Annotated in this window: 25 protein-coding genes and 2 pseudogenes; 20 read left to right on the top strand and 7 right to left on the bottom strand. The window is 59.7% G+C overall.

Annotated features, from left to right (window positions below; all coding sequences use genetic code 11):
• Positions 1-330 precede the first annotated feature (330 nt).
• Positions 331-777: a helix-turn-helix domain-containing protein gene (locus V8P77_RS13010; RefSeq protein WP_264396580.1), complete on the top strand. Its 447-nt coding sequence runs from the start codon at positions 331-333 to the stop codon at positions 775-777.
• The gene (locus V8P77_RS13005) at positions 767-1,345 is read left to right on the top strand and encodes a PIN domain-containing protein (protein ID WP_264396581.1); all 579 of its coding nucleotides are present in this window, start codon (positions 767-769) and stop codon (positions 1,343-1,345) included. The genes V8P77_RS13010 and V8P77_RS13005 overlap by 11 nt, the downstream gene beginning before the upstream one ends.
• Positions 1,346-1,404: 59 nt before the next feature.
• Here the strand turns inward: V8P77_RS13005 and scpB are convergent, their stop codons facing one another.
• The gene (scpB, locus tag V8P77_RS13000) at positions 1,405-2,091 is read right to left on the bottom strand and encodes an SMC-Scp complex subunit ScpB (RefSeq protein WP_264396582.1); all 687 of its coding nucleotides are present in this window, start codon (positions 2,089-2,091) and stop codon (positions 1,405-1,407) included.
• Positions 2,092-2,093: 2 nt separating this feature from the next.
• Positions 2,094-3,047, bottom strand: a complete 954-nt coding sequence (locus V8P77_RS12995) for a DUF1403 family protein (RefSeq protein ID WP_264396583.1) — start codon at positions 3,045-3,047, stop codon at positions 2,094-2,096.
• A gap of 167 nt (positions 3,048-3,214) precedes the next feature.
• Between V8P77_RS12995 and V8P77_RS12990 the strand changes: the two genes are divergently transcribed.
• The 5 genes and pseudogenes from V8P77_RS12990 to V8P77_RS12970 form a co-directional block, all read left to right on the top strand.
• Positions 3,215-3,472: a type II toxin-antitoxin system VapB family antitoxin gene (locus V8P77_RS12990; protein ID WP_264396584.1), complete on the top strand. Its 258-nt coding sequence runs from the start codon at positions 3,215-3,217 to the stop codon at positions 3,470-3,472.
• A complete protein-coding gene (locus tag V8P77_RS12985) occupies positions 3,472-3,858 on the top strand; it encodes a type II toxin-antitoxin system VapC family toxin (RefSeq protein WP_264396585.1) in 387 nt (128 codons plus the stop codon). Before V8P77_RS12990 ends, V8P77_RS12985 begins: the two co-directional genes overlap by 1 nt.
• Positions 3,859-3,860: 2 nt before the next feature.
• Positions 3,861-4,919, top strand: a complete 1,059-nt coding sequence (locus V8P77_RS12980; RefSeq protein ID WP_373694589.1) for a tyrosine-type recombinase/integrase — start codon at positions 3,861-3,863, stop codon at positions 4,917-4,919.
• 164 nt (positions 4,920-5,083) lie between these two features.
• A pseudogene (locus V8P77_RS12975) lies at positions 5,084-5,523 on the top strand (VOC family protein).
• A gap of 216 nt (positions 5,524-5,739) precedes the next feature.
• A pseudogene (locus tag V8P77_RS12970) lies at positions 5,740-6,162 on the top strand (integrase); the annotation flags it as partial.
• Positions 6,163-6,434: 272 nt separating this feature from the next.
• Here the strand turns inward: V8P77_RS12970 and repC are convergent.
• The 3 genes from repC to repA all read right to left on the bottom strand — a co-directional run bounded on the left by repC (position 6,435) and on the right by repA (position 10,093).
• Positions 6,435-7,673 carry a plasmid replication protein RepC gene (repC, locus tag V8P77_RS12965; RefSeq protein WP_264396586.1) on the bottom strand — a complete coding sequence of 413 codons (1,239 nt, stop codon included), beginning with the start codon at positions 7,671-7,673 and terminating at the stop codon, positions 6,435-6,437.
• 173 nt (positions 7,674-7,846) lie between these two features.
• Positions 7,847-8,827, bottom strand: coding sequence for a plasmid partitioning protein RepB (gene repB / locus V8P77_RS12960; RefSeq protein WP_264396587.1), 981 nt, complete (start codon positions 8,825-8,827; stop codon positions 7,847-7,849).
• Positions 8,828-8,902: 75 nt separating this feature from the next.
• On the bottom strand, positions 8,903-10,093 hold the full coding sequence (repA, locus tag V8P77_RS12955; protein WP_264396588.1) for a plasmid partitioning protein RepA: 1,191 nt from the start codon (positions 10,091-10,093) through the stop codon (positions 8,903-8,905).
• A gap of 389 nt (positions 10,094-10,482) precedes the next feature.
• Here repA and traI point away from each other — a divergent pair, with 389 nt between their 5' ends.
• The 13 genes from traI to V8P77_RS12890 all read left to right on the top strand — a co-directional run bounded on the left by traI (position 10,483) and on the right by V8P77_RS12890 (position 21,963).
• Positions 10,483-11,109 (top strand): acyl-homoserine-lactone synthase, encoded by a 627-nt coding sequence (gene traI, locus V8P77_RS12950; RefSeq protein WP_264396589.1) that lies wholly within the window; start codon positions 10,483-10,485, stop codon positions 11,107-11,109.
• Positions 11,110-11,120: 11 nt separating this feature from the next.
• Positions 11,121-12,098 (top strand): P-type conjugative transfer ATPase TrbB, encoded by a 978-nt coding sequence (gene trbB / locus V8P77_RS12945; RefSeq protein ID WP_264396590.1) that lies wholly within the window; start codon positions 11,121-11,123, stop codon positions 12,096-12,098.
• Complete coding sequence (locus V8P77_RS12940) at positions 12,088-12,471, top strand: TrbC/VirB2 family protein (RefSeq protein WP_168279984.1); 384 nt, start codon at positions 12,088-12,090, stop codon at positions 12,469-12,471. Before trbB ends, V8P77_RS12940 begins: the two co-directional genes overlap by 11 nt.
• Complete coding sequence (locus V8P77_RS12935; RefSeq protein WP_264396591.1) at positions 12,464-12,763, top strand: conjugal transfer protein TrbD; 300 nt, start codon at positions 12,464-12,466, stop codon at positions 12,761-12,763. The genes V8P77_RS12940 and V8P77_RS12935 overlap by 8 nt, the downstream gene beginning before the upstream one ends.
• 10 nt (positions 12,764-12,773) lie before the next feature.
• A complete protein-coding gene (locus V8P77_RS12930) occupies positions 12,774-15,230 on the top strand; it encodes a conjugal transfer protein TrbE (RefSeq protein ID WP_264396592.1) in 2,457 nt (818 codons plus the stop codon).
• Complete coding sequence (gene trbJ, locus V8P77_RS12925) at positions 15,202-16,005, top strand: P-type conjugative transfer protein TrbJ (RefSeq protein ID WP_264396593.1); 804 nt, start codon at positions 15,202-15,204, stop codon at positions 16,003-16,005. The genes V8P77_RS12930 and trbJ overlap by 29 nt, the downstream gene beginning before the upstream one ends.
• Positions 16,002-16,202 (top strand): entry exclusion protein TrbK, encoded by a 201-nt coding sequence (gene trbK, locus V8P77_RS12920; protein ID WP_264396594.1) that lies wholly within the window; start codon positions 16,002-16,004, stop codon positions 16,200-16,202. The genes trbJ and trbK overlap by 4 nt, the downstream gene beginning before the upstream one ends.
• Positions 16,196-17,371 carry a P-type conjugative transfer protein TrbL gene (trbL, locus tag V8P77_RS12915; protein ID WP_264396595.1) on the top strand — a complete coding sequence of 392 codons (1,176 nt, stop codon included), beginning with the start codon at positions 16,196-16,198 and terminating at the stop codon, positions 17,369-17,371. The genes trbK and trbL overlap by 7 nt, the downstream gene beginning before the upstream one ends.
• A gap of 24 nt (positions 17,372-17,395) precedes the next feature.
• The gene (locus V8P77_RS12910; protein ID WP_264396596.1) at positions 17,396-18,058 is read left to right on the top strand and encodes a conjugal transfer protein TrbF; all 663 of its coding nucleotides are present in this window, start codon (positions 17,396-17,398) and stop codon (positions 18,056-18,058) included.
• 17 nt (positions 18,059-18,075) lie between these two features.
• Complete coding sequence (gene trbG / locus V8P77_RS12905) at positions 18,076-18,888, top strand: P-type conjugative transfer protein TrbG (protein WP_264396597.1); 813 nt, start codon at positions 18,076-18,078, stop codon at positions 18,886-18,888.
• Between the two features lie 2 nt (positions 18,889-18,890).
• On the top strand, positions 18,891-19,328 hold the full coding sequence (gene trbH, locus V8P77_RS12900; RefSeq protein ID WP_264396598.1) for a conjugal transfer protein TrbH: 438 nt from the start codon (positions 18,891-18,893) through the stop codon (positions 19,326-19,328).
• An 11-nt stretch (positions 19,329-19,339) separates the two neighbouring features.
• Positions 19,340-20,680, top strand: a complete 1,341-nt coding sequence (trbI, locus tag V8P77_RS12895) for an IncP-type conjugal transfer protein TrbI (RefSeq protein WP_264396599.1) — start codon at positions 19,340-19,342, stop codon at positions 20,678-20,680.
• 125 nt (positions 20,681-20,805) lie between these two features.
• Positions 20,806-21,963: a tyrosine-type recombinase/integrase gene (locus tag V8P77_RS12890; protein WP_264396600.1), complete on the top strand. Its 1,158-nt coding sequence runs from the start codon at positions 20,806-20,808 to the stop codon at positions 21,961-21,963.
• 205 nt (positions 21,964-22,168) lie between these two features.
• Here the strand turns inward: V8P77_RS12890 and V8P77_RS12885 are convergent, their stop codons facing one another.
• Together V8P77_RS12885 and V8P77_RS12880 are read right to left on the bottom strand one after the other, a co-directional pair.
• Entirely contained in the window at positions 22,169-22,975 is an 807-nt protein-coding gene (locus V8P77_RS12885) for a DUF3800 domain-containing protein (protein ID WP_264396601.1), read from the bottom strand.
• A 63-nt stretch (positions 22,976-23,038) separates the two neighbouring features.
• On the bottom strand, positions 23,039-23,302 hold the full coding sequence (locus V8P77_RS12880) for a hypothetical protein (protein WP_264396602.1): 264 nt from the start codon (positions 23,300-23,302) through the stop codon (positions 23,039-23,041).

The raw sequence follows: 23,302 nt of genomic DNA, 5'->3' as shown, positions 1-23,302 counted from the left end.
GGTGCCGAGTTGGGGTTATAACCATCGATAAGTATCGCTTATTGGAGTTGATGGTGACAAGATCACCTTTTCTTTTATATTGTACAAATCAATTGAACCTTCTCCATCAATGACGGCGCCACTTAGCATTTAGTGCAGGAGCAATACAGACGTTGCTTCAGGATAAGGCCGCTCTCCCGGCGCATCCTTAAACAGTTTGGGAAGCCGCCTGGCTTCGATGCGGCGTTGGCGATCTGGCAGCCTGCATCGCCACCGCGTCCGGGCTGCACGCTTTCAGTTATTGCAGTTACCGGCCATCCGCACTATATTTGCGATCAAGGAGACATCGCCATGGCCAGCCAAATCGTTCATTTCGCCGGATTGTCGGATCGCGACCGCAAAACCGCGTCGCCCTTGCCGAAGTTGGCTGCAGGCGACAGGCTGGAACTTCATGTTCGCCATGAAGGCGGGCGGGAACAGACGCTCTCGATACCGCCCTCGGCCGCCGCGGCGGTTGAAGCTCTTCTGGCGCACATGCTGCGCGGCGAGCGTGTTGCCGTCCTGGCCGAAGACCAGGAACTGAGCCCGACCGAGGTGTCTGCCATTCTCGGCATCTCTCGTCCTCTCGTCGTCCTGCGCATGGACCGGGGCGATCTGCCGTTTCGTTATGTGGGAAAACATCGCCGCGCCTTGATGAAGGACGTGCTTGCGCTGAAATCCAGGCTCGACGCCCGGCAGACCGCGATGGACGCGCTTGCCGAAGATACCGAGGACTTGTTCCAGACCCATGGCCTCTAACCCGCCCTTCGCGGTCTATGATGCCTGCGTCCTCTATCCCTTTCATCTGCGCAACGTCCTGATCCAGTGCGCCTTCGACGGTCTCGTCGAGGCGCGCTGGACCGATGACATCCACGACGAGTGGATGCGCAATCTCGCCGCCAACACGCCTGCCTTACCAATAGAGCGTCTGATTGCAACGCGTGACCGGATGAAGGCCGTCCTGCCGGAGGCGGACGTGGCGAACTATCGCTCGTTGATCGCGGACCTCGAACTACCTGACCCCGACGATCGGCACGTACTCGCAGCCGCCATCGCTGGAAAAGCCTCCGTCATCGTCACCTGGAATCTCAAGGATTTCCCAACGCGAGACCTCCGCCCCTACGGCGTGACCAGCCAGTCGCCGGATGATTTTTTGGCTGATCTCCATTCGGCGTTTCCCAACGCGCTGATCTCCAGTGTTAGACGTGCGCGCCATAATCTGCGCAAGACAACGCCATCTGTCGAAGCGTTCGTAGACACGCTCGAGCAAAGCGGGCTGAAGAATTTTTCGGGCGTACTTCGCCGCAAGATCGCCGGACTGAGGTGACGGACGAAGTCCAACAGAATACCGCGACGGAGACATCGTGCACACGGCCGACAGCAAACTTATTCTTCGTCGCTCTCCGTCTCGGCCGAAAGCTGCTCATTTTGAACGACCTGCCGGCTGAGCAGGCCCGCATCCTCGAGCGCCTCAATGTTGGGCAGGTCACGTAGCGTCTCCATGCCGAAGGCGGAAAGGAAATGCTTGGTCGTCACATAGGTATAGGGCGCACCAGGTGTCGGGCTTCGCGGCCCTGAGCCGAGGAAACCGGCGCCGCGCAGACTGGCAATCGTGTCGCGGCTCACTTCCTTGCCGAATATTTTTGACAATTCACCACGGGTGACCGGCTGAAAATATCCCACCGCCACCAGTACCATCGCCTCGAACTCCGACAATGCCGGGGCGCCTCCCCGTGTCGGCGTCGTTGAGGCGCGGATTGTTTCGGCAAAACGAACACGGGTGCGGTGTTGCCAGCCGCCGGCGACCGAGACCAGCTCATAGGGCCGGCCTCGTAATTCCTCAATAAGATCGGCGATCAGCAGATCGATGCTGCAGTCCTTGCCGACGACCCTCGCCAGCGTTTCGCGGCTGACCGGCTCGGCCGAGGCAAAGATCACCGCCTCGACCCGCAGTATCCATTCCCGCCAGCGCAGCTCCGGCGGCAAGTCCTCGAGCTCACGATCGTACAGAACCTCTTGCTTTCGCTCCTTCACCTGGCGCCGGTTGGTCTTGGCTGCGCTCGCTCCCGCCATCGTCACAACCCAAAGATCCGGAAGGAGGAGCGACCGGATAGCTCGCGCACGGCCTCGAAACGTTCGAGACGCTCGAACAATCGAGTGGCGGCCCAGCGCGACAGGGCACTGCCCGGCGCGGACGCCGGTACCGCGTCTTCTGTCAGCAATCTGCAGATCACCGGTTCGGCGCCCTTGGTCCGAAGCTTCGGCAAAATGGACAGCAGCCGCTGAGCCCTCCGATCGATCTCTGTGGCGGACCGCAGCGCCGCGTCGACGCCGTCGACCAGCGCCAGAGATATCGCTTTTGGATACCCCGGTTCGCCCGCGCGGACACGCCCCCTGCCCCCAATCGTCCGAAACGCAGCGCCAAAACGTTCAGGCAGCAGCAGCGGCACGGGTTTTTGCCAGTTCAGTTTTCGGGCGAGCACGGCGTCGGCCACGCCGAGCGCCAACACTTCGGCGTCCGGGCGAACGGCAGAGATCGCCGTTATCAGGTCCGCCACCGCGAAGGGTGCTGCTCGTCCGGACTGATTTGTAGAATCGACCATGTCGGGGATCGAGGCAAGGCAGTCGTCCCATTTGATCCCCAGCTGTTCGGCAAGCTCTTTAAGAAACGGTGTCGTGAGTGTCCCGGATCGGCGCGCCAGCATTCGTGTCGCCAAAAACAGCTTCCCGACCGGGCCGGGATCGTCGCCCACAGCCGTCAGCAAAACCGCGTCGCGGATCGCGCTTTCTTCCTCCGTACGGCCGAGCATCCTGGCGGCGACGACGGCGGATTTCAGGGCAAGGCGATCACGCCAGCAGCCCAACCATGGCGGGTCGGCGCGGACAAGATCGTCCAGCGATTTCAGGGCGATACCAGCGGCGAAGGCGGCGTCGGACTCGCTCTGCCCACTCGCGCGCAAAAACGCCCAGCTTGGCAGGCGGGACGACCAGATCGAGGGAGGCTCTGTAGCGAGCGGGCGCGAATCCATGCCGTGGAGCATAGATCACACGCGCAGTTTACGCCAGTTATATCGCCACAAACCGCACGGCCTGTCGTGACCTAATATTGCCTGATAAGATTGCCTTATCGCTCGTTTTGACAAAGACAGAAAATTATGGTAGAAAGCCGAGAAAAGGTAGAATAACGGAGCCTCTCGTGTCTCTCAACATCAAAAACCCGGCCACCGTTGCGCTGGTCGAAGAGCTCGCGCGGCGCCGGGGAATTAGCAAAACGGCCGCTATCCACGAGGCTTTGACCGAGCGTCTGCACCGTCTGGGTCACGGAGGTGCCGCTCAGGACCGACTTCTGGCGGAAATGCGTGCCATCCGCGAACGGGTGGCAAGTTTGCCGGAACTCGACAGCCGTAGCGATGATGAGATCATCGGCTACGACGAGCATGGCATTCCCAACTGATGGTGATCGACACGTCTGCCATCGTGGCAATCCTCCGCAACGAGCCTGAGGCGGTCAGGCTTGAAAAGGCGCTGGTTGCCGACCCGATCCGCCTCATCCCGGCGACCTGCGTGCTCGAAGCACGCATGGTGCTGGTCAGCCGGCGCGGCGAACACGCGCTGGCCGAGATCGATCTCTGGCTCCGTAAGATCGCCGCGGACACAATTCCGGTCGACGCTGACCTCGTCGATCTCGCGACGCACGCCTGGCTCACCTACGGCAAGGGCCGCCATCCGGCGGCCTTGAATTTTGCCGATTGCTTTTCCTACGCCCTGGCAAAACGTGCGGACGAACCGCTGCTGTTTATCGGTAATGATTTTGCCCAGACCGACATCGAGGCGGCGTAACGATGACCGATGACCCTGGTGCCGACGACGATCTCCCGAATATGCTCCCCGCCCCTCCGCCGGCGCCCGGTCTGCCGGCCCATCTGCAGGAGCTGACCGATCGCGCCTGCACTTACGTCGAGGCGGCGAGCTCCGCGAATACCCGCAAGGCCTACGGATCCGATTGGAAGCATTTTGCCGCTTGGTGCCGACGCCAGAACCTGTCCCCCCTCGCCCCAGCCCCGCACATCGTCGGTCTCTACATCACCGCCTGCGCGTCAGGAGCCGCTGAGCGTGGCATGAAGCCCAACAGCGTCTCGACCATCGAACGGCGTCTGGCGGCAATCGGCTGGAACTGCACACAACGCGGCACGCCACTCGATCGCAAGGATCGCGCCATCGCCACAGTGATGGCCGGAATTCGCAACAAACACGCCGCCCCGCCCCGCCAAAAGGAAGCGATCCTGCCGGAAGACCTGATTGCCATGCTGGAGACGCTCGACCGCGGGACCCTGCGCGGCATCCGCGACCGGGCGATGCTGCTCATCGGCTTTGCCGGCGGCCTTCGTCGCTCGGAAATCACCGGCCTCGACCTCGGCCGGGACCAGACCGAGGACGGCCGCGGCTGGATCGAGATCCTCGATAACGGGCTGCTCGTGACACTGCGCGGCAAGACAGGCTGGCGCGAGGTCGAAGTCGGCCGCGGTTCCTCCGATGCCACTTGCCCGGTGGCTGCAGCGGAAACCTGGATCAAGTTTGCCAGGATCGCCAAAGGTCCCCTCTTCCGTCGTGTTCGCGGCCAGGGCAAGGATGTCGGGCCCGACCGTCTCAACGACCAGGAGGTGGCGCGGCTGGTCAAGAAGACGGTGCTTGCCGCCCGCATTCGCGGCGATCTTCCAGAGATGGAGCGGGGCCTGAAGTTTTCTGGCCATTCGCTGCGCGCCGGTCTTGCTTCGTCGGCCGAAGTCGACGAGCGCCATGTGCAGAAGCAGCTCGGCCACGCGTCGGCCGAGATGACCCGCCGTTACCAGCGCCGCCGCGACCGGTTCCGCGTCAACTTGACGAAAGCGGCCGGACTATAGGTTCCCCCTGCCCTGCCATGGCCCTTTTACAGATCGTTTGAACACGGCGTCGCGGTTTGAGGCGGTCCATACTTCTGATGTGGACAGCAGCGAATCGCGCCCGGAAGGCTGTCGGTCTTGGGGCGCCTCAAACGTCCTTTGTTAGACGAGCGACGCCTCGTAGATTGCAACGACACTTTTGGAGATTGGACAATGTAGGCATCGTCGTCGACAACCTCGCAGCGGCGATTGATTTCTTTGGCGAACTCGGCCTCGAGCTCGAAGGACGAGCCATGATCGAAGGAGAATGGGCCGGACGTATCACTGGACTGGGCGATCAGCGTGTTGATTGCCATGATGCGCGCACCTGATGGCCACAGCCGGCTTGAGCTCTCCCGCTTCCTCACCTGAGGTCGTCGCAGATCACCGCAACGCTCCAGTCAACGCGCGCGGCTATCTCCGCGTCATGTTCACCGTGGATGACATCGACGAGACGCTTGAGAGGCTCCGCGCGCGCGGCGCGCAGCTCGTCGGCGAAGTCGTTCAGTATGGAGACACATATCGGCTCTGCTACATCCGCAGGCCCGAAGGGCTTCTCCTCGGACTCGCCCAGGAACTCAGCTGAGCATAATACGACGACAAATGGCGAAGAGTGACTCGCGGAACGGTCCGATAAAAAGTGCTGAAGCACCTTGCCCGCAACGGCCCCGATCAGAAAGGACTCTTATATCTTTGAACCGTGTCGGGACCGCTCTGCGATACTCGAAAGATCGACTTTCTTGCCCGGACATCTGCGACGATCGTCAACGTGCCACCCAGAGATTCGACATACTCGCGACTCGAGACTGATCTCGAGCACGGCATGCCGGCCGAAGTCGACCAGGCCTTGAGAGCCGATGGCTTTCTCAGATCAACCGGGCCGCACGCGCCGGACACGGTGCGCCGGCGACCGGCGACATGGTCAACGCTGACGAAGTGGCGCGGCCTCGAGGGGGCCTTCGCCTCCCCTCCCCTCAAATCAGCGATCCGGCTGGCCGTCTGCGCCGTGCCACGGCAACGCCGCCGCAGGAGCGCCAAGGCGGTCACCGGTGACGTGCTGGCCAAACTGCTGGCGACCTGTGGCGGCCACAGCCTGCGCGACGTTCGCGACCGGGCCGTCCTGATGGTCGCGTTTGCCTCCGGCGGCCGCCGGCGCAGCTTGGCGCGTTCCATCAGATTGCCGCGGCTGCGCGCAGACGAAGTCCCCCGAGGCCCCTGCTTGCCTGTTGCCTTCGAGGGGCGTCACCTTGTACTGGCACCCGGTGCGGCTCCTTGCCTCTCTTCAGGAGGACTATGCGCAACGCAGCACGTGGCCCGCTTTTCGGGCAACTTCTCCTCAATATCCATGCTCAAACCACCCAACTATCTGTTTTGCAACAACAAACAGGCAAAAAAAACGGCTGACAAGTGGCTGGGTGCGGTCCGCGCAATTCTGGGAGAACTTACCAGAGACCGAATCCCCTGCAATGACAAAAATGCCTACTCTCGCCATCGTCTTCAGACCACTCGAAGCGCTCCCTCGCCGTTTGCCTTCAAAAGCGCAATCAGCATCGGGCCGAGCGAAAACTCGCCGCGCTCCGATCGTCTCGTCAAATCCCGCAGGTATCCGCCAGGAGAGTTGATGAAATTCGATCTTTCGAGGATACATGCCATTGCAACGGCTGCATTCTCAGGTCCCATGGCTTCGCAGGCCTCCTGATAGGCCGATGGACTGACCCCGAGCATCGAGCGAACGACCACGGCGGCTGCCATCAGCTCGCGCCAGTGCGAAACGCCGCCGCTTGGCCCGTAGTCAATGATCTGGGGGCAGGCTCGAAGCACCATGCCCAGTGGGAAGGACTTGATCGGTTCGGCCTTAACCTTCGGCGGCGGCGAGCGCATCATCTGCGGCTCTGACTCCGGCTTTTCGCCCTGCTCTTTTTCGGAGCTAGGTTCAAGATCATAGATGGATTCGGGTTTTGAATTCTGTATGTGGCATCCATTTTGAATACCATTGCCACCCGTTTTTTCAGTTTTTACCTGAATTTCCAGAAGGTTGAGGATTTCTTCGCGCAGCAGCTCCATTTCATCGAGCGTCGCTTCGACCTGTGCGCGAGAAGGATAACGCGGTAGACGCCCAAGAATGCTTACATACATGACTTCCGCGGCAGGCCAGTCACCCGAGGCTCCCTCCTCCATAGCTGCTGTAATCAGCTTGCGAACGTCTCGCCGGCAAATGGTCAGCGCTTCCTTCGCGCGGCGAAAGTGCGTGCGTTCGGCTGCGACGTCCTGCGCAAGAGCTGCGATCTCTGCGACGCGCGCCACCAGCGGCGCAAGGTCGAAGCCGTAAGCCTGTTCGATCTCACCGTCCCGATCGCGATGGACGTAACGCTTTCCGTTCGGGCTGTCGCGCCGGTGGATGAGGCCCGCCTCTACGAGCGCCGCCAGGTGTCGCCGCAGTGTGGTTCCGGTGATCCCATGCGCGCGCACAGATAGTTGCGCATTTGAAGGAAAAACGACCAGCCCCTGCTCCGCGTCGAGCTCGGTCGAAGGATAGAAGGTCAACAGCGCATCAAGAATCGTAAGCGCTCTGTCCTGGAGTCCTAACCGTTCGCGCGCCTCACAGACGTCCCGAAACACCTTCCACTTTTCCACGCGTGCTGTGGGTTTTGATTGCGCGACCTCCATCTGGCCTTTCACCAAAGCAAGCGTCATCGGTCGCCGCCCAAAAGGCGTCGATACATAGGCTGTGTGCATTTCCCTCTCACCTTTCTTCAGGCAAAAGACATCCGCCCACCAAATCGGTGCCAAAGACTCTTGACTGTGATTCCGGGAAATGCGATTCTCGATCTTGCTAAGGATAACGAGAGAGGCTTCCACGGTTTACCGTTTGGGGGCCTTTTTCTTTTGCGGGCTGATCTCCGTTGCGTTTAGGTTTTGGACTTTCTGTATTCCTCGTACAGACGATCCATCCGGCTCGAAAGCCAATCGCTGAAGGGCTTTGCTTCCATATTCGAAAGCTCGATCGCCACCTTCTTTGACTTTGCGTTCATTGTGAAACTCAGCGAACTATCGCTCGACGTCCACTCCTTCGCGGACGTAGAGCTCTTCGGCTTCTTGGCCGCTGATTTGTTCTTGTACCGCGTGAGATATCCGTGGAGGTCGTCAAACCTCGACTCTTCCTCGAGCCCGAGAAACTCGGCAGTTTCCGCGTATTCCGTGGCGACCTTGCGCAGGGCAGGGGCAAGCAAAAGCTGGCGTAAGCTCAACCACTTGTCGCGCCCGATCTTCTTGGATGCGCCGAGCGCCTTGATCACAGGGGGAGGGACGATCTCGATCACTCCAAGCATCTTGGAGAGCATAGCCTCATCAATCGCCAGCGACGATCTGACGACATCCTTCGTCATTCCGGACGCCAGAAGGTTCTGAGCAAAATAGGCCCGCTCGATGAACGAGAGATTCGAGCGAGCGGAGTTTTCCTGTCCTTGCGCTATCGCAGAGGTAATGTCGTCCAGTTTCTTGACGACCGCCTTGATCGGAATTCCGAGTTCCTGGGCTACCTTCAAACGGCGATGACCAAAGACAACCATGTAGCGCTGGCTGTCGTTTGTGCTGGGCCGCACGAGAATTGGCGTCAACTGTCCTGATTCTCTGATCGCCTGCTTGAGCTCCTGGTATTCCTCATCATCATCGGAAAGACGGTCGGCGAGGAACGAAACATCGAGCGACCGCGGATCCAATTCCACAATCACTTCGCCGTCCATCAGCTTCTTTGTGTTCTCCGCTAGGTCCTCGATCGACCGAACGACGGTCTTTGCAGCACCAGTCATTCCGTAGCCGGGTTTTGTAGGCGCCTTATCTGCCGATATCGAAGCCAGGTCCAGCTTTGCGAATGGATTTTCACGCGACATCGCCAACCTCCCTCAAATGCGACAAGGGTCTGTAATTACGATTTAAACTGAGGAAAAAAACGGCTGACAAACTAGTCATTTCCGTCCCCAGGCATTGTGGATCAGTTCCAAGATTTCGCCATTGGCGGCATTTAGACTTTCCATCGCACGGTCATAGGTTGATCGGACAAAACTGCCACGCTCGACTTCGTAGAGCGTTTGCTTCTTGATCGAAGCGTCTGAAATGGCCGTCGACTTGAGCACATGGTTTTTAAGCATCTGCTGAGCAAACATAGACTGCATGAAACCGACCATCTGCGCCTGCGGGATGTCCGTCGGCTCGAAGCGAGTAACGAGATAGCGGAACCATTGAACACGCATCTCGGCGCCGGCCTCTGCAACCGGGCCCATGATGCCGCCCAACATCATCAGGAATTGGCTCATCGACATGATGTCCAGCATCTGGGGATGGATAGTGATCAGAATGCCTGTCGAGGCCATCAGTGCCGTGATGGTCAGGTAGCCCAGTTGTGGCGGGCAATCGATGACGACCACGTCGTACCTGTCGTCTACCTGCTTCAGTGCGTTGACAATGCGCATGTAAAACAACCGGCCGTCCTCTCCCTTTTTGGAGGAGATTGCCAGGGGCACATCATACTCATATTCCTGAAGAACCAGATTTGCAGGGACCACGTCCAGGCCAGGAATATTGGTTGGCTGAATAACTTCCGCGATCGACTTCCGCTCGTTATCAAAACGAAGCGCCTCGTACAGGGAGGCCGTATCATCGAGTTCAGGCTGGATTCCGAACAGGGACGTAAGCGATGCCTGGGGGTCTAGGTCGACCGCCAGTACGCGATGGCCGGTGAGGGCGAGATATTGTGCGAGGTGCGCGGCCGTCGTTGTCTTTCCGCTTCCCCCCTTGAAGTTCACGACGGATAGGACCTGCATCGGCTCGCCTTCCCGACGCCTGGGAACGTAGTATCTCTTTTCAGATTTTTTGTTGGCCTCAAGGTAGTCTCGAAGCTCCAACATCTGGTCGGCCGTATAGTAGCGCCGTCCACTGACCGACTCGATCTCGGGCCCCTTGCCCTCCGAATGAATTTGTCGAAGATGGCTCTGAGTGACGCCGATGAAGTCTGCGACTTCTCCTAGCTGGAACTTGCGCAATCCCTTGCGGGCATCGGGAGGATACTGTTGACTGCGAAGCATATGCAAAGCGCTTGAAATCTTCGCTCCTTGCTGTGCAATCTCGACATCAAAGCGGTTGGGCTGCGGATGGCTCATTTTGCAAATTATTTCCGAGGTAAGAACAATTTCGAAAAAATGGCCCCATAGCCACGATTTCCGCAACTATCTCCCGATTCTAACGACGCCGCAAGGGATTTAAAGTTAATAAAGGGTTAACGCGGAGACGGTCAATAATGCGACTTCATTCACCTCTTCCTTTGTTTCCAACAAGTTACAATGAGCACAAGGATCCGAGTTCAGGCTTTGTTTTACTGTGAATCCTACAAGGGGCAGGACAGGCTGAACGCCAGAATCGCATGCAAAATGGTTCACCGGAAACCCAGGCGGACCGCGACTCACTCTTCAGGCCTTGTAAGATCCTACAACTACCGCTCGATTCCGATCTGTGCTGATTTCCCCGCCGACCAAAGACGACGGAGAGATTCATGCAGGTTCTCGCGATCACCAAACCGCGAAATATCCACGAAGCCCGACTTCTCGATCAGCATTTTCAGCTACGTGCGCGCATTTTTGCCAATCGCCTGGGCTGGGACGTCAACGTCGTGGACGGCCGAGAGTCGGACCCCTTTGACGCTCTCGATCCGACCTGCATCGTCGCGCTATCCAATAGTGGCGACGTGACCGGTTGCGCGAGGCTGCTGCCGGCGCTTGGCCCGACAATGCTGACGGGCGTCTTTCCATCCCTCCTTCCGGATGGTCGGCTGAATGCGCACCTCGCCATGATCGAGAGCTCCCGCTTCTGCGTCGATACGCGATTGGAGGAGGGCAGGGGAGCGGGCTCGGTGCACGAGGCGACGCTTTCCATGTTTGCGGGAATCATTGAGTGGTGCCTGGTCAACGGCATCACCGAGATCGTCACGGCCACAGACCTCCGTTTCGAACGTATTCTGGGTCGTGTTGGCTGGCCGCTGCAGCGGCTCGCCGAACCCAAGAAGATTGGCGTGACCATGGCCGTGGCGGGCACCCTGGCGGCCAACCCGAGGATTTTCCAGAAGCTCCATCCCGCCAGCTACCGTTCTCAATTTGCCGGCCGTCTGGGCCAGGCAGCCTAAAGGAGAAAGCCGTGAACCAGCTTCGCTCTCACCCTCGACTTGTCCGCAAACTCCAGGAGGCGCTCGGCGATCAGTTGTGTGTCGCGCTGGACGACTCGACTGTGGTTGAGATCATGCTCAATCCGGATGGAAAATTGTTCATCGAACGGCTCGGCCACGGTTTGGTGGCGGCCGGTGAGATGTCGGCGGCCAGCGCGGAAGTGGTCATCGGCACCGTGGCGCATGCGCTCCAATGCGAGGTCGATACCGAGCAGCCGATCATTTCCGGCGAACTGCCGATCGGTGGTCACCGCTTCGAGGGTCTGTTGCCGCCCGTCGTTTCCCGGCCGGCGTTCACCATTCGCCGTCGTGCCTCTCGCCTGATCCCCCTCGAGGACTATGTGCGCTCCGGGGTCATGACTGAACAGCAGGCTTCGACCATCCGCAGCGCGATTTCGGCTCGGCTCAACATCATCATTTCCGGAGGAACCGGTTCCGGCAAGACGACGCTCGCCAATGCGGTCATCAACGAAATCGTCAAGTCGGCGCCGGACGACCGCCTCGTCATCCTTGAAGACACCGCCGAAATTCAATGCGCAGCCGAGAATGCCGTTCTTCTCCATACGAGCGATACAATCGATATGACGCGACTGCTGAAGAGCACGATGCGCCTGCGCCCCGACAGGATTGTGGTCGGCGAAGTCCGCGACGGTGCGGCACTGACGCTACTCAAGGCATGGAACACCGGCCATCCGGGCGGGGTGGGCACGATCCACTCCAATACGGCGATGTCGGCGCTTCGTCGTCTCGAGCAACTGACTGCCGAAGCAAGCCAGCAGCCGATGCACGAGGTGATCGGAGAGGCCGTCGACCTGGTCATCTCGATCGAGCGGACGCCGCGCGGCCGGCTTGTTCGCGACATCATCCAAGTCGAGCGGTTCATCAACGGACAGTACGAGATCGAATCCGATCAGCTCACCGAAGAACAGGAGGCACGCCATGTCGCGTAAGCATGCCCTCATCGCCGCCGCGCTCTGGGCGGCACCCATCATTCTTGCCTCGGTCGCGCCGGCGCTGGCCAGCTCCGGCGGTAGTCTTCCATGGGAAGGGCCGCTGCAGCAGATCCAGGAGTCGATCACCGGCCCGGTCGCGGGTGCGATCGCGCTTGCAGCCGTGGCCATTGCCGGCGGCATGCTCATCTTCGGCGGCGAGCTCAACGATTTCGCGCGGCGACTTGTGTACGTCGTTCTTGTCGCCGGCATCCTGCTCGGCGCCACCAACATCGTCGGCCTTTTCGGTGCGACCGGCGCTTCGATCGGGCTGACCGACGAGCAGATCACGTCAATTGGCTCGAACGGAGGAGGGGAGGGAGATCATGGCTGAGTCCCTGTCCGGCCTGCGGCGTAACCGCATCCATCGCGCGCTCTCCCGCCCGAACCTACTCATGGGCGCCGACCGGGAGCTGGTCCTGATCACCGGTCTTGCAGCCGTGATCCTGATCTTCGTCGTCCTCACGATCTATTCGGCGCTTTTCGGTGTCGCCGTGTGGATCGTAATCGTCGGGCTTCTCCGGATGATGGCGAAGTCCGACCCGCATATACGGCAGGTCTACATCAGGCACATATCCTACAAGCCCTACTACAAGGCGACCACTTCGCCGTGGCGTCGGTATTGAGGAGGCGGTCATGGTAGCTCTCAAACGCTTCCGAGCCGCAGGCCCATCTTTCGCTGATCTCGTTCCCTACGCCGGCCTCGTCGACAATGGTGTCCTCCTGTTGAAAGACGGAAGCCTGATGGCCGGCTGGTACTTCGCTGGCCCGGACTCCGAAAGCGCGACCGACCTCGAGCGCAACGAGCTGTCGAGGCAGATTAATGCCGTTCTGTCGCGGCTCGGAAGCGGGTGGATGATCCAGGTCGAAGCCATCCGCATTCCGACAGTCGACTATCCATCGGAGGATCGTTGCCATTTCCCCGACCCGGTGACCCGCGCGATCGACGCCGAGCGGCGGGCGCATTTCGCGCGCGAGCAGGGGCATTTCGAGAGCAAGCATGCGCTGATCCTGACGTACCGGCCCCTCGAGTCCAAAAAGACCGCTCTCAGCAAATACATCTATTCGGATGAGGAAAGCCGGAAGAAGTCTTACGCGGACACGGTGCTCTTCGTGTTCAAGAACGCAGTGCGCGAGCTTGAGCAGTATTTTGCCAACACACTTTCGATCCGGCGAATGGAAACCCGCGAAACGGTCGAAAGGGGAGGGGAGCGAATTTCCCGATACGACGAGTTGCTGCAGTTCGCTCGGTTCTGCACGACCGGGGAAAGCCATCCAATCCGGCTCCCCGACGTTCCCATGTATCTCGACTGGATCGCCACCGCGGAGCTTGAGCACGGACTGACGCCAAAGGTCGAAAGCCGTTTCCTCGGCGTCGTCGCGATCGACGGTCTGCCGGCCGAGAGCTGGCCCGGTATTCTCAACAGCCTAGACCTGATGCCGCTGACCTATCGATGGTCATCGCGCTTCATTTTCCTTGATGCCGAGGAGGCCCGGCAAAAGCTCGAACGCACGCGCAAGAAATGGCAGCAGAAGGTCCGGCCGTTCTTCGACCAGATATTCCAGACACAAAGTCGATCCGTCGACCAGGACGCGATGACCATGGTGGTCGAGACCGAGGATGCCATCGCGCAGGCCTCGTCGCAGCTGGTTGCCTATGGCTATTACACACCGGTCGTCGTGCTGTTCGACAGCGATCGCGAAGCACTGCAGGAAAAGGCCGAAGCGATCCGGCGGCTGATCCAGGCGGAAGGTTTCGGCGCGCGCATCGAAACGCTGAACGCCACCGATGCCTATCTCGGCAGCTTGCCGGGTAATTGGTATTGCAACATCCGTGAGCCGCTGATCAACACCAGCAATCTCGCCGACCTCATCCCCCTGAATTCGGTTTGGTCAGGCAACCCAGCGGCGCCATGCCCTTTCTACCCGCCGAATTCACCGCCCTTGATGCAGGTTGCGAGCGGATCGACGGCGTTCCGTCTGAACCTGCACGTGGATGATGTCGGCCACACACTGATCTTCGGTCCGACCGGTTCGGGCAAGTCGACGCTTCTCGCTCTTATCGCCGCGCAGTTTCGCCGGTACGAAAATGCGCAGATCTTCGCCTTTGACAAAGGCAGTTCACTTCTGCCCCTGACGCTTGCAGCCGGTGGCGATCACTATGAGATCGGCGGCGACCATGCGGAAGAGGGGCGGGCTCTGGCCTTCTGCCCGCTCTCCGATCTCAAAAGTGACGCCGACCGGGCTTGGGCGACAGAGTGGATCGAGATGTTGGTCGGTCTGCAGGGCGTGACGATCACCCCCGACCATCGCAACGCTGTCTCTCGCCAGGTCGGACTGATGGCGAGCGCCTCTGGTCGGTCGCTCTCGGATTTCGTCAGCGGCGTGCAACTGCGCGAGATCAAGGACGCACTGCATCACTACACCGTCGATGGCCCGATGGGCCAACTCCTCGATGCGGAGGAGGACGGCCTCACACTCGGCGCCTTCCAGACTTTCGAGATCGAGCAGCTGATGAATATGGGCGAGCGCAATCTCGTGCCAGTGCTGACCTACCTGTTCCGCCGGATCGAAAAGCGTTTGGATGGGTCGCCGAGCTTGATCGTCCTCGACGAGGCGTGGCTGATGCTCGGCCACCCTGTATTCCGCGACAAGATCCGCGAATGGCTCAAGGTGCTGCGCAAGGCGAATTGCGCCGTCGTTCTTGCGACCCAATCGATCTCGGATGCCGAGCGGTCGGGGATTGTCGACGTGCTGAAGGAATCCTGCCCCACCAAGATTTGCCTTCCGAATGGCGCCGCTCGAGAGCCGGGAACGCGGGAATTTTATGAGCGGCTGGGGTTCAACGAACGGCAGATCGAGATCGTCTCAAGCTCTATTCCAAAGCGCGAATATTATGTCGCCACGCCGGAAGGCCGGCGGCTCTTCGACATGTCGCTTGGGCCAGTCGCACTGAGCTTTGTCGGCGCATCCGGCAAGGAGGACCTCAAGCGCATCCGCGCATTGAAATCCGAATATGGCGACGACTGGCCGATCCACTGGCTTGAAACGAGAGGAGTTCACGATGCCACATCGCTACTCAAGTACGAATAGATGGTTTGCTTGCCTTGCGTCCGCGACGCTCACGATCGGAGCCGCGGGCTCAGTGCATGCCGGTACAGCCACCGGCGCCGCGACGGAATGGACGCAGCTCGCCAACAATGCGCAGCTCGTGGATCTCATGAAAAGCTCCGGCATCCAGGTCGACAATCAGTTGACCCAGATCAGCCAGCTTGCAGAGCAGATCCAGAACCAGCTGAAGATCTACGAGAACATGCTGCAAAACACGGCGCAGCTTCCTGATCATATCTGGGGGCAGGTCGAAAGCGACCTCAACCAGCTGCGCAGTGTCGTCGACCAGGGACAGGGCATCGCCTTTTCGATGGGGAACGCCGACGATGTTCTTCAGCAGCGGTTTCAGAGTTATGCCGATCTCAAGACGAATTTGCCGGACAACGCGACGTTCTCGTCGACCTATCAGTCCTGGTCGAACACTAACCGCGACACCATCGCCAGTTCGCTGAAAGCGGCGAGCCTCACCGCCGACCAGTTCGACAGCGAGGAAGATACGATGTCCTCGCTGCGGTCGATGTCCGAAACAACTGACGGGCAGATGAAGGCTCTGCAGGTCGGACACGAGATCGCAGCGCAACAGGTCGCACAAATGCAGAAGCTTCGCGGTCTGGTCTCCCAACAGATGACGATGATGGGAACCTGGCTTCAGACGGAACAGACCGACAAGGACCTGGCGCAGGCGCGGCGGGAAAAGTTCTTCAACGCCGAGATCAAGAGCGTTCCGGAAGGCCAGAAAATGGAACCGCGATGGTGAGCCGCCCTGTCCTGATTGCCTTGCTGTTGGCTGTCGCCGCTGCATCGTCTGCAACGACAGTGCTGATCGTCAATTCCAGCGACGGCGGAAAACCTGCGCTCACCGATGAGCAGCGCGCCGTCCGGGAAAAATTCTTCGGCTCCGACAAGGAGCTACCGCCGATCAAGGAAGGTCGGGAGATGCGCCCGAGATGGTGAAGGTGACTGTTGCGCGTTCTTTGCTGATTACAGGTCTCTTTTTCCTCGCCTATGCTGTTCCGGCATTCGCGCAGGAGGGACAGGTCCTCACAGAACTGGAAAACCAGGTCTCGTCCGCTGCGAAGGGGTGGGAGACCACCATCATGGAGGCGGCGAAATCCCTATTCTGGATTCTCGCAACGATCGAGATCGGCATTGCAGCCGTCTGGCTGGCGATCCAGTCAGCCTCGCTGGACAGCTGGTTCGCCGAACTGGTTCGGCGGATCATGTTCATCGGGTTCTTCGCATTCGTTCTGACCCAAGGTCCGACCTTTGCGCGAGCCGTGGTCGACAGCCTTTTCCAGATTGGCGCCGGCGGTGGTTCAGCTTCTCCCGCAGAAGTGTTCGATGCCGGCATCCGCGTCGCCTCACAAATGTCGCAGCAGGCGCAGTTCGGGGTGTTCGAAGACAATGCGCTCGCGATTGCCGCCGTTCTTGCCATGGGCATCGTTGTCATTTGCTTCTCGCTTGTCGCGGCGATTTTCGTGTCGGTCATGGTCGAAATGTATGTCGGCTTGCTCGCCGGCATGATCATGCTCGGGCTGGGTGGTTCGTCCTTCACGAAAGACTTTGCCATTCGATACCTAGTTTATGCCTTCGGCGTCGGCATGAAGCTCATGGCCTTGGTGATGATCGCCAAGATTGGATCGCAGGTCCTCTTGGGTCTGGCCAATGCGCCGACCGCATCCTCCGACCAGTTTGTCACCACCTTGGCCATCGCCGGTATTTCCGTCGTGGTCTTCATCATTGCCATGTACGTGCCGAACATCATCCAGGGCGTTGTCCAGGGCGCATCGGTTTCTGGAGGAATGGAAGCGATCCGCCACGGCGGGCAAGCGGCGTCTTTTGCCGCCGGGGCTGGCTTCCTCGCCGCCGGCGCCGCGCGAGCGGGTTTTACGGCCGGTCAGTCCGCACGAGCAGCCGGCTCGTCACTCGCTGGTGCCGCCCTTCGAGGCTTTGGCGCGGGGATCGGATCCGCCGGGAGTGCTGCGGGCTCTGCCGCGAAGGACAAGGCGATCGGCTCTCCCGGCGCCTATGCCGGATCGATCCTCGGGCTCGCCAATGCCAAGCTCGACGAGGCCCACAGCGGTCATAGCGGGCCAAAGCCACCTCCCGAACATAAAGCCTAGCAACAACCAGAAAGTAATGGATCGATGGCAGCGAATGGCGCCCCCGAAAACCCCTATCTTGCCGCACGCCAGGAATGGACGGAACGATATGGATCCTATGTGCAGGCGGCCGCGGCCTGGCGCATTGTCGGCATACTGGGCCTGACCATGGCCGTGATCGGCTTCGGCTATGCGATGTATCTCAGCACCCAGGTCAAGCTCGTGCCCTACATCGTCGAAGTCGACAAGCTTGGAACCGCCGTGACATCCGGCTTCCCTCAACAGATCGAATATGCCGATGTGCGCGTGGTGCGCGCAACGCTCGGCAATTTCGTCACCAGCTTCCGCTCGATCACGCCCGACGCGGTGGTGCAGAAACAATATATCGATCGAACCTATGCGCTTCTTCGGACGTCCGATCCGTCGACGGAAAAGATCAACACCTGGTTTCGGACCAATTCACCTTTCGAGAAGGCGAAGTCTTCGACGGTCGCCATCGAGGTCAACAACATCGTGGCACTCTCGAACCAGACCTATCAAATCGATTGGACGGAATACGAGCGGGACCGGAAGGGCAAGGAAACCGGTACGCGCCGGTTCCGCGGCATCGCGACGGTCGCGCTGACCGCGCCACAGGATGAGGCGATCATCCGCCTTAACCCGATCGGTCTTTATGTCCGGGATTTTGACTGGACAGCACAGCTTTAGGGGCAGGGGATTTCTCAATGCAAAAAACAGGATTGATCGCGGCCGTCGGCTGCATGGCGGGACTCGCCTTCATGTCCAGCGCGCAAGCGCAAAGCTTGACGCCGAATGAGGTGAAGGGCACGAATATCTCCAGGATGTGGCGAGGCACGCCTGGACTGGTCACCACCGGACCGGACGGAAAGGTGATCTTTCTGTTCGGCGAGACCCAACCGTCTGTGGTCTGCTCGCCGCTGCAAGTCTGCGACATCGAACTCCAAGGTGGCGAGATTGTTCGCGACGTCCTTGTCGGCGACACCGTGCGCTGGAAGGTCGAGCCCGCGACCTCGGGCGCCACAGGCGGACAGGCCATCCATCTGATCGTCAAACCGTCGGAGCCCGGCCTCGTCACCTCGATGGTGGTCACCACCTCACGGCGAACCTATCACATTCAGCTCCGGTCTCATCCCAGCCAGTATATGGCGCGCGTCGGTTTCGAATATCCCGAGGATACGTCGACCAAGCTCGCCGATATCAACGCACGGCTCGAGACCGGCGGCGTTCCCGGCATGGCCCCGGACAAGCTTAACTTCTCCTACTCAATCAGCGGCGGCGCTTCATGGAAGCCGAAACGGGTCTATTCGGATGGAGTGAAGACTTACATCCAGTTCCCGAAGTCGATCTCCGGCCAGGACGCGCCGGTCCTGTTCGTCGTGTCCGGTGGTCAGAATCGCATCGTCAACTACCGCATGAGGAACGACATGATGACCGTCGACTATGCGATCGACAAGGCGATCCTTGTGTCCGGCGTCGGCTGGCGGCAGCAGAAGATCACCATCCGGCGGGGAGGCTGACCATGCGCGGGCTACTCGTCTGTATCATCATCGCTTCGCTCCTATCCGGCTGCCAAACGCCCGAGGATGGATTGTCCACCAGTTCCTCCCCCGTCGCCATCACCGGTGCCGTCGCAAGTGCCATTGCCGGCGACATGGCAAGCCGCCTCGCCGAACAGATCGGTCCGGTGGCCACGACGACCATCAAGATGGACAAAGACTCGTCGGACTTTGCGACCGCGCTCGAGGCAGCGTTGAAGGGCTGGGGCTATGCGGTCATCACCGACGGCAAAGTCGGCAAGGATGTGAAGCCGGTCGAGCTCGCTTATTCGATCGATGGCGTCGATGGTCAGGTGCTTGCACGGCTTTCGACGCCTTCCATAGCCCTTGGCCGGGCCTATACCTCAACGGCAGCGGGTGCTGTGCCGGTAAGCCCGCTCTCCATCATGCAGCGCAACTGAAGGAGACTGATATGGTGCAATCTCTTCAGCTTGGCGCCTCCAATCAGGGCGGCGATCAGACAGGCATGCGTCGTCTCAATCGGCTGCCGATCATCGTCGCCGCCGTCATCATCGCGCTGTTCGTCGGCGTCGTCGTGATTGGTCTGTCGTGGCGAGGGCTCCCATTTAACCGCAACAACGATATCGACAATGCGTCGAATACGACGGCGACGAACTACGGGGACCAGCTCAAGCGCGGCGTCACGGATGGCATAATCGGCGAGCCCGTCGAACGTCAGACGTTTCAGCCGACGCCCACGGTTGAACAGAAGATCGAGAAAGAGACGACTGTTGCCGACCGCCGGCCGACGGAGCGGGACGAGCGGCGCCAGCGGTTGGAACCAGAGGAGGAATGGAAGGCCCGGCTGAAGCGTGAGCAGGACGAGCAATATATCCGCGAGGCCCAGCGGCAACGCATGGCCCGGCTGCAGGCTAGGGCAACGGCCTACGAGTCACCGTTGAAGGTCGATATCTCCGACGTCGAGAAAGACGCGAAGAACTCCATCAATGCGGGTCAAAATACCACGGCAACGGCAACCAATGCCTCAGATCTATACGCCGCCGCCATGAAATCCGGTCTGACGGGGCAGAACGTCGACCAAAACGGCCAGACCTCGAAGGAGGATTTCTTCAATCAGGATATCAAGGACCTTGGCTATCTTCCAAACCGGGTCGTGCCACAGATGTCGGCCTACGAGCTGAAGCGTGGCTCGGTCATTCCGGCCACCTTGATCACCGGCCTCAACTCCGACCTGCCGGGGCGGATCACCGCGCAAGTCAGCCAGAATGTCTATGACAGCGCCACGGGGTATCGCCTCCTAATCCCACAGGGGGCTAAACTCTTCGGTCGTTACGATTCCAAGGTCTCGTTTGGCCAAGAGCGCGTGCTAGTCGTCTGGACCGACCTCATTTTCCCGAACGGATCGACCCTGCAGATCGGCGGCATGGCCGGCACGGACGCGGAAGGATACGGCGGCTTCAAGGAGAAGGTCGATCGCCATCTCTGGCGCACATGGAGTTCGGCAGCCCTCGTCGCGCTGATCGGAACCGGCATTGATATGTCGATGCCGCAAAGCTCGACGCTGGCGACACAGGAAACTGCATCAGATGCGGCCCGCCGCAACTTCGCGGAATCATTCGGCCGCGTCGCTGAGCAGACCATCGCGAAGAACCTGAATGTACAACCGACGATCGAAATCCGGCCGGGCTACAAGTTCAATGTGCTCGTCGACCAGGACATCATTTTTTCCGTCGACCTATCGCGAAAAATAGGCGCAGGATTCATTAGTCCAAGCGGACGCTCGGCCTTTTAATCAGTAGGTCTCGGGTTCGAACCCCGACGCTCTCACCAACAATTTCAATGGCTTGCGGCCTTGAAGTTGGCGGAAGATCAGCTAAAATGCCCTCACACACTTCTCGCACAGTTTTGAGGGCTGAAATGGACTCCCACAAAGTGCTCGGTGACAAGGTCCGCGTCTATCGCCGACCCAACAGCTCCGTCTGGCAGTGCGCCACCTATATCGATGGGAAGGAGTGGCGGGTCAGCACCAAGACTGACAGCCTCTCCCAGGCGAAAGAGGTTGCGGAAGACTGGTATTTCGAGCTCAAGGGGAAAAGCCGGGCGGGCCAGCTTAAGCAGGAAAGAACCTTTGCTGATGCGGCCAAGCAGTTCGTTCGCGAATATGAGCCACTCACCAATGGCGAGCGTAATCCGCGCTACGTGAAGGACCATGAGGCGCGCCTGGACAACCATTTGCTGCCCTACTTCGGCAACATCGGCCTTAGCGCGCTGACGGCGGGCAAGGTGCAGGAATACCGGGTCATGCGGCTCCAGCCGCATCCGACGACCGGCAAGGTGCCGACACGCAGCACCCTGCATCATGAAACAGTGACACTCCGGCAGGTCACGAAAACCGCCCTGCGGCACGGCTGGATCAGCCATCTGCCCGACTTTTCCGCCCCGTATCGCGCCTCCAGCAAAATCAGCCACCGCGCATGGTTCTCGCCCGAAGAGTACAAGCGGCTCTATACCTATACCCGTGGACGGGTGGCCTCGGTTATCGGCGAAAGCTACGAACATGCCGTGGCACAGCTACACGACTACGTCCTCTTCATGGCCAATACAGGCCTACGGCCGGACGAGGCCAACCGGTTAGAATATCGGGACGTGACCTTCGAAGAGGATGCGGAGGGTGGCGAACGGATCCTTTTGATCGAGGTGCGAGGCAAACGTGGCGTCGGCTACTGCAAAAGCACCACGGGCGCGGTGCATCCCTTTGAGCGGCTGGTGAAGCGCAACAATCCCAAGCCGACCGATCTCGTCTTCCCCCAGGATCACAAGAAGCAGTTCAACCGGGCGCTGGCGGCCTGTGATCTGAAATTCGACCGTGAGGGCAACAGGCGCTCGGCCTATAGCCTCCGGCACACCTACATCTGCCTGCGGCTGTTGGAAGGCGCTGATATCTATCAGATCGCCAAGAACTGCCGCACCAGCGTCGAGATGATCGAGAAGCACTATGCCGTGCATCTGAAGAACACCCTCGATGCCAAGGCGATTAATGTGCGGCGGCGGACGAGGGCTGCTATAGCTGATTAGGGCGTAGGGACCTGCAGCGTGAATGTCAGCCAGCATTCTCGTCATGAGCAATCCCAGTTGCGCTAGAGAGTGGAGGCGCAAAGCGGTGGTTTTGCAAAAGAACTTGTAAAACAGTTCTACGTGTACTAGATTTTAATTAGAGCAACGCTCCGGGGTCAGCGCTAGGCGCTGGCCGAAACGAATTAAGGTCCGAAAGGACCTTTTTTCATTTGAAGCAGCTGTATTTGATGCCTAGGTTCGGCCGGTCCTCCAAGGGGAGGTGCGCATCGATAAGCTTACCTGCCTTCATCAAATCGACATAGGGCTTGTAGCTCGGGTCATAGCCGCCCTTTGCCATAGGGTACAGCATTAGGTCTGCGACCTGCAGCATTGACGCCTCCTTGGTCCGGCGCTTGGGCTCCCCCATGACAATCCGCCGAAATTCCTCCGGGGGGAGAGACCCGTAAGCGGCAGCACCCTCGCCGGCGAACGGCATGCCTCCGGCCTTCAGCGCTCTGGCGTAGGCAATCAGATCGCGATCTTCGTGTTTGCCACTCTCCTCGAAAAAGACGCGTAGGGTGCGGCCCTGGCTGTCGGCGAACTTCGCCGCGCGCTCGATGAGGATCGAGTACGCCGTCTTGCACATAAGCCAAAGCCGTTCATTGTACTTCTCGCGATAGCGCAGGACATATCCCGGCCGGTCGATGACGGCCGCAATCCCGACCACCGGCAATGACAGAATGAAGGCATCCAGCTCTGGGAAAAAGATGCGCGCCTTTTCGGGGTTCTTCAGCCATCCGAAGTCCCCGCGCCCACCCCGGATCTTGTGCGAGTGAAGCGGGTAGGTGATGCCGTGCTCCGCGCAGAACGCGACGTGCCGCGCCTTCAGCTCGTGAAGGTCTTCCTGCTTGATCAGGAAGCCGCCTAGGCCGAAGCAGTCCATGCTGTCCTTGCGTTGCTCGGGAAGTTCATGATCGGGATCCCGGCTGCCGGTATCGTCGAGGAAGAGGTGGTATTCGGGATGTGAGGTCATTGCGGGCAGTCTAGCCGGCATCTCGTTGTTTGTCATTGATTTGCAGGGCGCCGAGCAAGCACGTCACTCGCGAAGGGCGGCTTTCAATAAGGGCAGGTATTTCTGAACCTGTTTACGGTCACTGTCTTTTTCTTTATCGGAGAGGAGGGCGAACGGGGTTTCGATCTGCTTTTCCCACCGAGCAACAAGCTCTGCTGGGATAAGCAGGGACCCGTCGGACTGCTTTTGACTTTTGTCATGGACATATCGCTGCCAATGAGCCCAGCGGTCATGTTCGATCGCTGCCAGCTCATCAAGCAAGCCGTCCAAGATCTCGTCGGCGGCCAC

This window comes from Rhizobium aouanii, assembly GCF_037002925.1.
Classification (GTDB): domain Bacteria; phylum Pseudomonadota; class Alphaproteobacteria; order Rhizobiales; family Rhizobiaceae; genus Rhizobium; species Rhizobium aouanii.
This window is presented reverse-complemented; position numbering and strand designations above follow the sequence as displayed.

Excerpts from the sequence above, each read along its gene's own strand:
- V8P77_RS13010 (WP_264396580.1), top strand. The coding sequence starts at position 331 with ATGGCCAGCCAAATCGTTCATTTCGCCGGATTGTCGGATCGCGACCGC.
- V8P77_RS13005 (WP_264396581.1), top strand. The coding sequence starts at position 767 with ATGGCCTCTAACCCGCCCTTCGCGGTCTATGATGCCTGCGTCCTCTAT.
- scpB (WP_264396582.1), bottom strand. The coding sequence starts at position 2,091 with ATGGCGGGAGCGAGCGCAGCCAAGACCAACCGGCGCCAGGTGAAGGAG.
- V8P77_RS12995 (WP_264396583.1), bottom strand. The coding sequence starts at position 3,047 with ATGGATTCGCGCCCGCTCGCTACAGAGCCTCCCTCGATCTGGTCGTCC.
- V8P77_RS12985 (WP_264396585.1), top strand. The coding sequence starts at position 3,472 with ATGGTGATCGACACGTCTGCCATCGTGGCAATCCTCCGCAACGAGCCT.
- V8P77_RS12980 (WP_373694589.1), top strand. The coding sequence starts at position 3,861 with ATGACCGATGACCCTGGTGCCGACGACGATCTCCCGAATATGCTCCCC.
- repC (WP_264396586.1), bottom strand. The coding sequence starts at position 7,673 with ATGCACACAGCCTATGTATCGACGCCTTTTGGGCGGCGACCGATGACG.
- repB (WP_264396587.1), bottom strand. The coding sequence starts at position 8,827 with ATGTCGCGTGAAAATCCATTCGCAAAGCTGGACCTGGCTTCGATATCG.
- repA (WP_264396588.1), bottom strand. The coding sequence starts at position 10,093 with ATGAGCCATCCGCAGCCCAACCGCTTTGATGTCGAGATTGCACAGCAA.
- traI (WP_264396589.1), top strand. The coding sequence starts at position 10,483 with ATGCAGGTTCTCGCGATCACCAAACCGCGAAATATCCACGAAGCCCGA.
- V8P77_RS12940 (WP_168279984.1), top strand. The coding sequence starts at position 12,088 with ATGTCGCGTAAGCATGCCCTCATCGCCGCCGCGCTCTGGGCGGCACCC.
- V8P77_RS12935 (WP_264396591.1), top strand. The coding sequence starts at position 12,464 with ATGGCTGAGTCCCTGTCCGGCCTGCGGCGTAACCGCATCCATCGCGCG.
- V8P77_RS12930 (WP_264396592.1), top strand. The coding sequence starts at position 12,774 with ATGGTAGCTCTCAAACGCTTCCGAGCCGCAGGCCCATCTTTCGCTGAT.
- trbJ (WP_264396593.1), top strand. The coding sequence starts at position 15,202 with ATGCCACATCGCTACTCAAGTACGAATAGATGGTTTGCTTGCCTTGCG.
- trbL (WP_264396595.1), top strand. The coding sequence starts at position 16,196 with ATGGTGAAGGTGACTGTTGCGCGTTCTTTGCTGATTACAGGTCTCTTT.
- V8P77_RS12910 (WP_264396596.1), top strand. The coding sequence starts at position 17,396 with ATGGCAGCGAATGGCGCCCCCGAAAACCCCTATCTTGCCGCACGCCAG.
- trbG (WP_264396597.1), top strand. The coding sequence starts at position 18,076 with ATGCAAAAAACAGGATTGATCGCGGCCGTCGGCTGCATGGCGGGACTC.
- trbH (WP_264396598.1), top strand. The coding sequence starts at position 18,891 with ATGCGCGGGCTACTCGTCTGTATCATCATCGCTTCGCTCCTATCCGGC.
- trbI (WP_264396599.1), top strand. The coding sequence starts at position 19,340 with ATGGTGCAATCTCTTCAGCTTGGCGCCTCCAATCAGGGCGGCGATCAG.
- V8P77_RS12890 (WP_264396600.1), top strand. The coding sequence starts at position 20,806 with ATGGACTCCCACAAAGTGCTCGGTGACAAGGTCCGCGTCTATCGCCGA.
- V8P77_RS12885 (WP_264396601.1), bottom strand. The coding sequence starts at position 22,975 with ATGACCTCACATCCCGAATACCACCTCTTCCTCGACGATACCGGCAGC.